This is a genomic window from Pontibacillus salicampi, assembly GCF_042434395.1.
Lineage (GTDB): Bacteria > Bacillota > Bacilli > Bacillales > BH030062 > Pontibacillus > Pontibacillus salicampi.
The window spans coordinates 305,759-318,054 of record NZ_JBHLTP010000013.1 but is presented as its reverse complement, the minus strand read 5'-3'; the positions used below and the strand labels follow the sequence as shown (position 1 = coordinate 318,054).

Here is a 12,296-nt window from a genome sequence, read left to right as displayed (position 1 = left end):
TTCTTAATTGAACATAAATAAGAAAAAGCTGCGACAGGGAGATACTTTCCATCGCAGCTTTTCTATCTATTACCCTCTTGTAGCCAAGAACCACGGATTTCGTAAATTTTCTTTGTTATAAACGAGCGGTGTCTCCTCATTTGCTACGTCCACTGTACCTCCAGCTAATTCCACAATCGCTTGTCCAGCAGCCGTATCCCACTCCATCGTTGGAGCATAGCGCGGATAATAATCAGCAGAGCCTTCCGCTACTAGGCAAAGCTTAAGCGAGCTACCAGCAGAAACCGTTTCAACGGACTCATATGTTTTCTCTAAGTCAGTAATAAACGCCGCTGTCTCTTCCGACATATGAGAACGACTAGCTACTACTTTCGCCACTCGATCATCTGCCTTAGCCAATGGAAGCTTCACCGCCTCAGACTGCTCAACGTCTCCAAGAAGAACATTCGATACTTTATAAGCACCCTTCTCCTCATCAGCCACATACACATCCCCAAGAGCAGGAGCATACACAACACCACGGACAGGCTTACCATCACGAATTAATGCAATATTAACCGTAAATTCGCCATTCTTCTTCACGAACTCCTTCGTACCATCCAAAGGATCCACCAGCCAGAATTCATCCCACTCTTTTCGTTCCTCATAAGAAAGATGATTCCCTTCCTCACTCAAAATTGGAATAGACGGATAATGCTCCTTCAAGCGCTTCTCAATCACAGCATGTGCCTTCTGATCAGCCTCGGTTAATGGAGATTCATCCTCCTTATATTCCACAGCAAAATCCTTCTCGTAAATATTCATAATTTCTTGCCCAGCTTCAATAGCTGCTTGGATTACGTTTTTCATTGTTAGCCTCCAGTTTGTAGGTTAATCTTCATAGCCATTCGGATGCTTTTGATGCCACTCCCATGCCGTTGCAATAATATCTTCCATATTAGTATATTCAGGTATCCAACCAAGCTCTTCTTTTGCTTTCTGTGAAGAAGCAATCAGTTTAGCCGGGTCCCCCGCCCGTCGCGGAGCCACCTGAGCAGGTATCTCATGTCCCGTAACCTTCCTTGCAGCATCCACCATCTCTTTTACCGAAAATCCTTCCCCATTCCCTAAATTGTAAATGGCAGAGGGACTACCATGTTCTAACCGTTCCAATGCTAGGATATGTGCTCGTACCAAATCAAGTACATGAATATAATCCCGAACACAAGTACCATCTTCAGTCGCATAGTCGTCCCCAAACATTTTAATATGATCCCGTTGTCCAAGAGCAACCTGCAGGATGATGGGGATAAGGTGCGTCTCTGGTCTATGATCCTCCCCAATATCGTAGTTAGGGTGAGCACCAGCTACATTAAAATATCGCAAAATAACATGGCGAATTCCATGAGCCTGCTCCGCCCATTTTAACATTTTTTCTACAGCAAGTTTCGTTTCCCCATAAGGGTTAGTAGGCTCAGTAGGGGCCGTTTCCAAAATAGGAACTTCCTCCGGCTCTCCGTACGTAGCTGCGGTTGAAGAGAAGACAATCTGTTTAACATTATGTTCGGCCATTACTTTTAAGAGATTCATCGTTCCATAAACGTTGTTTTCATAGTATTTAAGTGGATCCTCTACACTTTCACCGACTAAAGAGCTGGCTGAAAAATGCATAACTGCATCAATGGAATGGTTCTCAAAGACATTCTGTACATCACCTTTTTCTCTTAAATCCCCCTGAACAAATGTAGCTTTTGGATGAATAGCCCCATAATGACCTGTTGATACATTATCAAGCACAATAACATTGTGATTAGCTCCTATTAATTCTGTTACTGCATGACTTCCTATGTAACCTGCGCCGCCGCAGATTAATAAACTCAATTTAATACCTCCTTAATTTATCTCGTATGCATTCGTAATTAAAAGAATAATTAGACTTCTTAACCCGTCACACAAAACAAGCGTTAACCTTTAATTAATATGTACTCTCTAAAAATTACTTTAGCCGGTTTGATTAAAATCACTATTGTAATAAAGGTATATATAAAGATATATATATTTTCTTTATATAAAGAAAGTATATAAAAAATAAAGCTAACGAGGACTAACATATAGATATATAAATAAAATTGAAAAAAATTAAAGTTTAACTTATAACGGATGGCACTCTTGAAAATATATTTATTAACGCCTCGGTAAAATAGCAATGTTATTAAACCTTCTGTAATTACCGTAGATATAGCAGCACCAAACACTGTAATATAAGGTATCAACAATAAGTTTAGGGTCAAATTTAATACTGCACCAACCCCTTGATACTTAGCTTTTTTAACCATATTTTCCCTGGTCACCAGCAAACTTCCATAATTGTTTCCCATTAATCTAAAAGGTAAAGATAAAGACATAATCATTAATATTGATGCAGATACTTCATATTGTTTTCCAAATGTTAGTGGAATTAAAGTGTTCGAGGTGGCTACAACTATAATCATAAATATTGAACCAATTATAGCAACACATTTTGTCCCCAAATTATTCAAAGTTTGAATTTTACCTGGAGAACTGACAGACCATCTGTGAATTTTAGGCAAAAGAAATTTTTGGTATAAAACATTTGGGAATAAGTATAAAAAGCTGAGCACAGTAAATGCAACATTATAGTAGGCTGCCGACATTTCCCCATTGATTATATTAAGTAATAGTATGTCTACTTGATAATAAACAAGAAAGAAAAAACCACCTACCGCATATGGCCAAGTACCTACAACGGTTTGTTTAAAATCAGGAGAGTCAACAAAACTCACTTCACTTGCTATTGATTTCTCTTTTATAAAGAGATTTTCTGAAAACATCCTAACAATAATAGGTATTTGAATAACAATTAACAACAAGGCGGCCATTGAAAAACCAATCGCAATCCCATATATATCGAATGAAATTATACTACCAATTATAACTACTAAAAACCTTAAGCCATTATTTAATACCTGTAAAATAGAAATAACTTTATAATTACTCTCTAATTGCAGAACAGATAATGCTAAGTCAGTAGTGCCTTGAGCAATTAGTGCACTTATCATTATAAAGCCAATTGTAATAGTTAAATTATTTTCAACAAAACAAATAGTGATTATATAAAGGAGTACTGTCATAAATGTGGATAGAATAGTTAAAAATAAAGTTGGTTTGACCCACCTAAAAGCATTAACGCCCTCAGAAGCGAAAATTCTCAACCAAAACCTACCTACGCCAAAAACTATTAGAGTAGAAAACAATGTGTTAAGCCTTAACACAGTTGATAAAGCACCATAAGCTTCTACTGAAACAACTCTAACCAAGATAATTTGAATAATAAATGATAAGAATGCATTTAATAATTGGGAGAGGGTCAAAAATAATAAATCTAACATATGTTTATTTTTGAATTTAGCAAACAAAATTAGTACACCTCAATAAAACATAATAATTACTAAATGTATTCATCCGGTCCGATTCCAACAATTTCATAAACCTGATTAATTTCTTCCTTTGTAAGTTGTTCCTTCCATTTATTTAAAGACTCTTTCTTAACATTTGGAATTGACATATCCTCTTTTATTTCCAAAAATTCTTTAATCTTTCTTACTTCATTATTAGTGTCTGTTATTAAATCTTCATATTTAACAACATGCAGTTTATACTTTTCTTCTTTTTGTATTTGATCCATTCTATTTTTGTGTGCTAACCACCTTAATGCACATTTTTTAGCAATAGGAAAATCTTCGTAATTCTTAATATTATCTGACGTAATACCCAAGAACTTATTAGGTATTGGATATTTAGTGTATTCTTTATGCCATTTTAACACTCCTTCATACCCGTGCTTTAACATACTGGCAACAGTTGCATAAGGATTTCTTTGAATACCGATAAAATATGCATCAGGATATATACTAGCTAATGCTTCAACCAACCATAAATTTGGATGACTTTTATCTGCGTAATAGCTTGTCTTACATTTCAAACTTTCTCTATTATAAAGATTTAATAATTTGGCAAAGAGGTCCTTTCTAGAGTTTGGATTTAAAGCCATTTCAGTAACTTTATTAAATATTTGTTTCTTCTCTATTGAAACTGTAATGTCGGGGTGATCATCTAATATATACCCTAACCAATGGGTTCCTGACCTACCAGACCCAACTATAAAAATTTTCTTTGAATTGTTATGGTTTAAATTCAATTGTATTCCTCCACATTTTATCTTCTTATTTTATTATCAATATATAGTTTAACAAAATGGGACGCTTTAGGGTTTCTCATTAATGTTAAATTTTCCAAATACTTCGAACCTACGTTTTCTTTAAAATAACTTTCTATGTCTTCAGTGAAATAGGGATTATTACACCAATCAGGGAAATATTGTTCTACAAAAGTGTATTCTTTTTTTACTAATTTTTTAATTAATTTATAATTAGGAAAATTATTTTTTACAATTTTAGGAATTGTTCTTGCGATAACATTTTTTATGAATAGGTACTCGATCTCTCTTTCATTTTCAATTAGTATCTGTTTATCAGATGCAAATGATAATAATTTTTCACATGCGGAGTTGATGTCTAAAAATAAATTTGAATTAGATTTACTACTCATAGCAGAGCCCTCTCTTTCTCTCCTATAAAAATACAAAGGCTCATGTATTATCTCATAATTATCAATCAATAATATATAAGAGAATAAAAAAGCAAAATCTTCACCTATTTTCACATTTTCAGGGAATACAACTTGGTTATTTTGAAGTATTTCTCTATCGAATATTTTTCCAGTAACATGGTTTTCTAGATTAAAAAGAAATTTATTAATTTCCTCTTTCTCATTTAATGTTTTCTGCCCGTATACATGAGCCATATATGATATAACAAATTGTATATCCTTATTTACAATTTTATCAAGAGTTCTGTACACAAAGTCTTTACTAACCCAATCGTCCCCATCTACAAATGCAATAAATTTTCCATTTGATTTTTGAATTCCATAATTTCGCGCATAAGATACACCTGAATTTTTTATACTATAAACATGTATTATATCCGGATAACATTCTTTGAAATTGGACAATATTTTTAAAGAATTGTCATTACTTCCATCATTTACAAAAACCAGTTCATAAGTATAACGGCTCTCTTTCTGATATACAAGTGAATTAATACATTCATGTAAATACTTATCTAAATTATAGACCGGTATAATAATACTTAAATCAACCATTTTCTACACCATCAAACAAAGAGTTAACTTCTTTATTGAATTTTTTTATAAATTCCTTTGTGTTATTCGTATATAAGCGTGTTTGTGTTTTATTATTAAACATATTATCTATATGGCTACTTAACTCAGAAATCTCTTTAACAGCTATAACTTTCCCTTCCTTTTCCATTTTTTCACAAAAATCAACTTGGTGATTATCCACATGCTCTCCAAAATCTACTTTTCTTGGTACAGCAATAACCTTTTTTCCTAACTTCCATGGTAGAAACATACTACCTGGTCCTCCGTGAGTAATAATGATATCTGCGAGCTCGTAGTAATAATTCATTTCTTTATATGTTAGCATCGATTTATAAGTACAATTACTAGGATTGTATTTGGTGTAACCCGTTTGAATAAAGATATCAGCCTTATTTATTCCATTATCTTGAACATATTGATCAACATGCTTAATTAACCTATCAAACTGTTGCTCATGCGTGCCAACTGTAACAAATATCATAAAAATTCACCTACACTATCTGACCTATTAAAGTTGCATTTTTATAAAACTTCAATTGACTTTCCCACTGTACAATAAATTTGTTAGTAATAGGGTACACAAGTTTTCCTGTTAATGTCGGTATATTTATCCTGTCATATACTTCAATATATATAGTTTTACATCCAAATAATTTCCCTATATAAAAAAAGGGGACTGCTACACCTGCTCCTGTTGAAATAATTACATCTGGTCTTTCTTTTAATATTAACCTAAATGCCAATATACTATTTTTCACCAAATTCTTTATGCTTCTATTTGTAGGATAATAACAGAAGAACTTCTTTTCATCTGCAAGTACCGTTTTAGCATCTTCCTTATTAAAAGTAACCCAAAATCTATCATGATTTTTATACCATTTTTCTAGTAAGACTAAATGAGTCAGGTGTCCGCCACTTGATGTTGCAAAACATATTTTCATTTTTCATTTACACTCCAATTTTTAGAATTAAACACGTAACCTACTAATATGAAGTAAAATACCAACAACCAATTTGTTCCATCAATATCCTCTACAAAAAACATTGCAGATACCATAATTAAATGTATGGATAAACTACTTCTTAATATGTGATCCCTTCTAATTAAAAATGTTATTAATTTCAAATTAATAACTATGAATAAAAAGCTTGTTATAATCAAACCAATATAGCCACTTTTGTAGAAAAATCCCACAAACGTTGAGTGAGAACCGTAGGGTAATAATCCAAAAGGCGAGAGAGTTTTTATCCCCATTCCAATATAAGGAGATAAAGTATTTGTAATATTAATGCTTTCAGTCAATAACAAAGACCTAGTTTCTGTACTACCCTCTCTTGCATTTAATAGTTCTAAAAAGACAGAATATACAATCTCGCTAGCTGGTGTGTAACTTAATATAACTACCAAAATCACCATATTTAACATATAAATAAGCAATAGTAACCTCTTATCTAATTTCTCCTGTAGATATAGGGTTATTGAAAAAAATATTGGGAAAATTAATAGAACATATCCACTTCTAGAATAAGTTTGAACCACCACCAAAAAAACACTCATGACCATAAAAAACTTATAAAAATTATTTGATTTATTATTTATATAATGTAAAAAGAATGGGAAAAACAAAAACACAAACATAATAACTAAATTGGCATAATCTGTAAATCCAGAAAATCTTATAACTAGGTTGTTATCAAACCAAGCTTCATCATACAAAGAATGACCGAATAATGATATATTAGGCTTATCTAATATAAAATAAAGAAATAGTGAAGCATAATAAAGAAATATTAGAATGTAGAAGTTATTCTTTAATATTCTAGTTACTTCTAATTTTTCTACTTTATTCTCTTTATACACAACATAAAATAAGAAAGCTAATATCCAAATAAGCAGATTATTACCAGATGCAATGACTCGGATTATTTCATGGTCAAATCTGAACACATTTATTATTATTGAAGAAGCATAAATAATTATGTAGCAAATCCCTAGAATTAATGGAATATCTAACTTAAACTTTTTTGGAAGAATAAAAGGAAGCAAAAATAAAAACAATATTAACTGAACAGACTTTGGAGCAATTATCACCATCCAAAGAATTATGAATATAAAGGAATATTTTTTTAATGATATATTATTACTTAACAACTTATCTACCAACTCTCATATAATTCAAACCAGATGAGTTATCTTGGCAAAAAATTATCGACTAAACTAAAATGTTGATTTGAACTCTTACTTTTGTATTTTATATTAAGGTTGTGTTTATTGGAATAATTCAATATTCTCTCACTATTAATTTTAGTAATATTTTTAATGTGTAAATAGTCTTGAATAGAGCAATCCTCCAAAACGTTTATTGTTTTGTCACTATATGTGATTGGATAAATATTTTGATTAAACAGTTGTGACAGAATTAAAGAATGGAATCTTAGAGTTATAAAGGATTCAACCTTGGAATATTGATAAAGAAATTCATCAATATTACCATTGTAATTAATAACTTCTATATATTCCCTTTCGCTAGGAGAAATCAAGGTTAAAATATCTTTAATTGCTCTCTCATCTCCTTCTTCTTTACAAAAAGAAAACAGTTTTATATTAAACCCTCTTTTAATTAAATCAGAAATACTTTCGGACAGATTATTTAAATAATCTTTATTATATTTTCTTAAGTTCTGTCTATTGATTAAACTCATCACAGAAACCCCCATACTATTGGGTTCTGTAGGGACATTGTATTTATCTGTATTTAGACCATATATAATATCTGGTGCCACTCTAACTCTATTAATATTCCTATATAAATTGTAACTTTTACTATCTCTAAAGCATACATCATCTAAAATTTTAAAGTAATAATTATAGCTTTTTTCAAAGAGGTTACTATTATAAGGACCAAAATTTGCACCTAGCACAAATACTTTTCTTTTCAAAACTTTTAACGGCAAGGTTAACGCCAATCTTTTTATAAAATAGCCATACCAACGTGGTGTTTGTATAAAAATTGATCCCCCTATATTAATTAAGGCGTCAAATTTATAGAAGTTTAATAAGAAATATCTCTTACTTATTGTTTGTATATTCATGTTAGGGAACATACCCTTATAACTTTCGTGTGCACCAATAAGATACCAATTCACATTTGGATAGCGTTCTAGCAGCATCTTAATAAATAAATCGTCACCAAGATTTTTTTCAAAGTATGCTAAGACAGCTATATTTTTTTTCTCCATTAAGATAAACTCCTTAAATTACAGGTTAATAAGCTCCCTCTGATAAAAAAATAACTTTTATTGTTCTGAAGATAATTTTTATATCCAATAAAGTATTTCGTTCATTAATATATTTCAAGTCTAATTCCACCATTTCTTTGAATCCTATATTACTTCTACCACTTATTTGCCACAAACCCGTACAGCCGGGCTTTACTTTTAACCTTGTTTTATCATATTCACTATATTCCATTACTTCTTTTTCCAATGGAGGTCTTGGACCAACTAGGCTCATGTTACCAACTAAAACATTCCAAAGTTGAGGTAATTCATCAATACTAGTTTTCCTAATAAACTTACCTATTCTTGTAACTCTTGGATCATGCTTCATTTTAAACATAGCCCCAGTTACATCGCTTTCGCTTTTCAAATTTTTTAATAACTCTTCAGCATTTGTAACCATGGATCTAAATTTATACATATTAAATTCACTACCATGTTTCCCTATTCTTTTCTGCTTGAATATTACAGGACCTTTAGGATCTTCCATTTTTATAATAATTGCTATTATAAGGAATAACCAAAATAAGAATATAATTCCAATAGTAGACCCAATTATGTCTATTATTCTTTTATTAAAAGGATATATTTTACTTGTTTTTCTATAGGAATTATTTTCAGAATTTAGTTGAGGTACATTATTATATTCCTTCATCGCCCAACTTCATCCTCTCAAATTAATATATATTAAATAACTTTCTAATCGTATTCTTTTTGTTATACTTTGGCTGCACCAATTCAATAGGTAATCCTTTTAAAACTGAAAAAGAATTACTGTAATACATATTAGCTAATCCTTCACCAAATTTATTTTCTATTTCTTGGTAGGCTTTGTTAAGACAAAAACCTCGCTGATTAACATTATGAGCATCTGATGCAATAATATGGGTTAAATTTTCTTTGATCAGTTTGTATGAAAATTTCATTATTTTCTTTCCGAATAATCCAATCAGACTACTTGCAGTAATTTGCGTAATAATCCCTCTTTCAACAAAATCATATAACTTTTCAGGGTTTTGAATAATTTCTCTATTTCTTTCTGGATGTGCTATTATTGGCTTATAGCCTTCTAATTGCATATTGAAAAACACTTCATCTGAATATTTCGGGATATGATCTGATGGGAATTCCACTAGTACATAAGATTTATTATTTATTGGAAGTATTTCTCCTATATGCAACCCCTCCAACAAATCTCCATGCATCCTTACTTCCTGACCAGGAACCAGTTCTAGGTGGATTTTCTCCTTTTCTAACAAACAATTCATTTGATAAGTGAGTTGTTCTATAGAACTTGAAGGATTATTATAATTCTCATTTTTATGATGAGGAGTAGCAACCATTGTAGTTATGCCATCATTAACTGCTGCATTAGCCATACTCAAAAAGTTATCAATAGATTGAGCCCCATCATCTATACACGGGAGTATGTGAGTATGAACATCAATCATTATTGAGCCCCCCTAACATTAATTGATTTATCAGTTACCATAATAATAGTAATAGTTTTCTTTTTTTCTTTCTGCATCATTTAAAATTGTCCCTAGCAACCTTCCATTAGTTTGTGCCAGTAATTTTTTTGCTCTTCTAGCCTCATCAATCTCTGTCTGCTTATTCCTAGTTACCAAAATTGTTCCGTCACATAAACTTGATAGGATTTGAGAATCAGTAACTGCTAGGACTGGAGGTGTGTCAAAGATAATTACATCATATATATGTTTAGATTCTTCAATAAAATTCCCCATTGATTTTGATCCCAATAGTTCTGAAGGATTCGGGGGTATAGGGCCTGAAGTAACAGCATGAAGATTATCAATAGAGGTGTTATGTACAATTGATTCTATTGTTTGTGCTCCAACTAAATAATTACTAAGTCCTAATGTATTACTTTTCTGTAATGTATAATGTAAGGTTGGTTTTCTTAAATCGGCATCTACTAAGAGCACAGAACTACCTTGTTGCGCAAATACTATAGCTAAGTTAGCAGTTGTCAAGGATTTCCCCTCAGAGGGGTTAGATGATGTTACCATTAGGGTATTTATTTTATCATCGACCGCAGAAAAACTTATATTTGTTCTAATTGTTCTATATTGCTCTGCAATAGGTGAACTAGGATTTAAATCAGTTATTAATGTTCTACCTTGATGTGACTTAAATCGTTTTTTTCTGTTTCTTCTCATAAGAATTACTCCTTTTTGAAACAAATGAATTGCTGGAACTATCTTTAACATCACTTTCATCAATATGTGAAATTACGCCAAGTACTGACAAATCTAGTTTACTGTTTATATCTTCCTCACTATTAATTGTTTGATCTAAATATTCAAGTAAGAATGAAGTCCCTACACCTAACATCAATCCTAATATTAAGGCTATTAACAAATTTAACATTGGTTTTGGCGAGATTGGTCTTGCGTTATTTACAACTTGAGCTTCCGTAAGAATATTTACATTATCAACATTCATTAAGTTTGGAACTTCTTCTTTAAACTCTTTTACTATAGTATTGGCTAATTTTGAAGCATTTTCTTGGTTGCTATCATTAACATTTACATTTACAACCTGTGAGTTTTTTTCATTTGTTATTTCTAGTTTCTCTCTTATCCATGAGGATCCTCCTGTAAATTCCAACTCTTCATTTACTGCGTTTAATATACGGTCACTTTTTATTATAACGTTATATGTATTTATTAATTCAACATTAGTTTTAATATCATTTACGTCAACCTGATTACTTTGACCATTATTTTGAGTGCTAACAATAAATTGAGCAGTTGCTTGATATTTAGGGGTAAGTATAAACAAACTAACCACTGCTGATATAATAACTGCAATTAAGCTAAAAGAAATTATCATTAACCAACGTTTTTTTAAAGTATGACTGATTTCTTTTAATGAAATTGTTTCCTCCATATGTTGTTTCCTCCATTTCAATATGTAAATCTGTGGTACATTATAGCATAGATTAGACAATTTTCAGCAAAATTGTAGGAATTTTTACGTTTAGATTACAAAACAAAGGGTAAGACTAAAGTATTAGGTCTAATTTTTTCCATAAATACATTTATAACAAAAAAAACCAGTATTGGGAATACATATTCATGAAAATTAATAAAATTTGACAAAAAAAGACTTCGGTTCATTAAAACCGAAGTCTTTTTGAATAAAAAATTAAATATATTGTTTTTCTTTTAGGTAATTCATAATTGCTTCTACTGATTCATGAAGCTCCATTTTATCTGTTTCTACTACTACTTCTGGATTTTTAGGCTCTTCATAAGGAGCATCAATGCCGGTAAAGCCTTTGATTTCTCCAGCTCTTGCTTTTTGATATAAGCCTTTAGGGTCGCGCTTTTCGCATTCCTCTACAGAGCATTTAACAAATACTTCGATAAATTCTCCGTCTTCTAATAGCTCTCTTACTTGATCTCGATCTTCTCGATAAGGGGAGATGAATGCTGTCAGGGTAATAAGTCCTGCATCATTCATTAGCTTGGCTACTTCCCCGATTCGACGAATATTTTCCTTACGATCTTCTGGGCTAAAGCCAAGGTTTTTATTCAAGCCATGGCGTACGTTGTCACCATCAAGGCGATAGGCGTGAGCTCCATGCTCATACAATGCTTTTTCTAATTCAACGGATACAGTTGATTTACCGGATCCTGATAAGCCTGTGAACCAGATGACAGGGCTTTTGTGATTTTTTTGTTTCTGTCTGTCTTCCTTTGTTACTTTTGAATTGTGCCATGTAATGTTAGTCGATGCCAATATAT

The 12,296-nt window shown here is 31.6% G+C and carries 14 protein-coding genes; all 14 read right to left on the bottom strand.

Annotated elements, in window-relative coordinates; genetic code table 11:
• Positions 1-69 precede the first annotated feature (69 nt).
• Positions 70-849, bottom strand: a complete 780-nt coding sequence (gene cysQ, locus ACFFGV_RS17100; RefSeq protein ID WP_377350436.1) for a 3'(2'),5'-bisphosphate nucleotidase CysQ — start codon at positions 847-849, stop codon at positions 70-72.
• Positions 850-870: 21 nt separating this feature from the next.
• Positions 871-1,860 carry a UDP-glucose 4-epimerase GalE gene (gene galE, locus ACFFGV_RS17095; RefSeq protein ID WP_377350434.1) on the bottom strand — a complete coding sequence of 330 codons (990 nt, stop codon included), beginning with the start codon at positions 1,858-1,860 and terminating at the stop codon, positions 871-873.
• Positions 1,861-1,943: 83 nt separating this feature from the next.
• On the bottom strand, positions 1,944-3,416 hold the full coding sequence (locus ACFFGV_RS17090) for an oligosaccharide flippase family protein (protein WP_377350432.1): 1,473 nt from the start codon (positions 3,414-3,416) through the stop codon (positions 1,944-1,946).
• 32 nt (positions 3,417-3,448) lie between these two features.
• On the bottom strand, positions 3,449-4,198 hold the full coding sequence (locus tag ACFFGV_RS17085; protein ID WP_377350430.1) for a sulfotransferase family protein: 750 nt from the start codon (positions 4,196-4,198) through the stop codon (positions 3,449-3,451).
• A gap of 17 nt (positions 4,199-4,215) precedes the next feature.
• Complete coding sequence (locus ACFFGV_RS17080; protein WP_377350428.1) at positions 4,216-5,223, bottom strand: glycosyltransferase family 2 protein; 1,008 nt, start codon at positions 5,221-5,223, stop codon at positions 4,216-4,218.
• Positions 5,216-5,725 carry a PssE/Cps14G family polysaccharide biosynthesis glycosyltransferase gene (pssE, locus tag ACFFGV_RS17075; protein ID WP_377350426.1) on the bottom strand — a complete coding sequence of 170 codons (510 nt, stop codon included), beginning with the start codon at positions 5,723-5,725 and terminating at the stop codon, positions 5,216-5,218. Before pssE ends, ACFFGV_RS17080 begins: the two co-directional genes overlap by 8 nt.
• A 10-nt stretch (positions 5,726-5,735) precedes the next feature.
• On the bottom strand, positions 5,736-6,185 hold the full coding sequence (pssD, locus tag ACFFGV_RS17070; RefSeq protein WP_377350423.1) for a PssD/Cps14F family polysaccharide biosynthesis glycosyltransferase: 450 nt from the start codon (positions 6,183-6,185) through the stop codon (positions 5,736-5,738).
• Positions 6,182-7,396, bottom strand: a complete 1,215-nt coding sequence (locus ACFFGV_RS17065) for an O-antigen ligase family protein (RefSeq protein WP_377350420.1) — start codon at positions 7,394-7,396, stop codon at positions 6,182-6,184. Before ACFFGV_RS17065 ends, pssD begins: the two co-directional genes overlap by 4 nt.
• 38 nt (positions 7,397-7,434) lie before the next feature.
• A complete protein-coding gene (locus ACFFGV_RS17060; protein WP_377350418.1) occupies positions 7,435-8,484 on the bottom strand; it encodes a polysaccharide pyruvyl transferase family protein in 1,050 nt (349 codons plus the stop codon).
• A gap of 25 nt (positions 8,485-8,509) precedes the next feature.
• Complete coding sequence (locus tag ACFFGV_RS17055; protein WP_377350415.1) at positions 8,510-9,178, bottom strand: sugar transferase; 669 nt, start codon at positions 9,176-9,178, stop codon at positions 8,510-8,512.
• Positions 9,179-9,200: 22 nt separating this feature from the next.
• The gene (locus ACFFGV_RS17050) at positions 9,201-9,974 is read right to left on the bottom strand and encodes a tyrosine-protein phosphatase (RefSeq protein WP_377350413.1); all 774 of its coding nucleotides are present in this window, start codon (positions 9,972-9,974) and stop codon (positions 9,201-9,203) included.
• 30 nt (positions 9,975-10,004) lie between these two features.
• The gene (locus ACFFGV_RS17045; RefSeq protein WP_377350411.1) at positions 10,005-10,703 is read right to left on the bottom strand and encodes a CpsD/CapB family tyrosine-protein kinase; all 699 of its coding nucleotides are present in this window, start codon (positions 10,701-10,703) and stop codon (positions 10,005-10,007) included.
• The gene (locus tag ACFFGV_RS17040; RefSeq protein ID WP_377350408.1) at positions 10,675-11,436 is read right to left on the bottom strand and encodes a YveK family protein; all 762 of its coding nucleotides are present in this window, start codon (positions 11,434-11,436) and stop codon (positions 10,675-10,677) included. Before ACFFGV_RS17040 ends, ACFFGV_RS17045 begins: the two co-directional genes overlap by 29 nt.
• A gap of 258 nt (positions 11,437-11,694) precedes the next feature.
• Complete coding sequence (gene cysC, locus ACFFGV_RS17035) at positions 11,695-12,294, bottom strand: adenylyl-sulfate kinase (RefSeq protein ID WP_377351109.1); 600 nt, start codon at positions 12,292-12,294, stop codon at positions 11,695-11,697.
• Between the last annotated feature and the right edge of the window lie 2 nt (positions 12,295-12,296).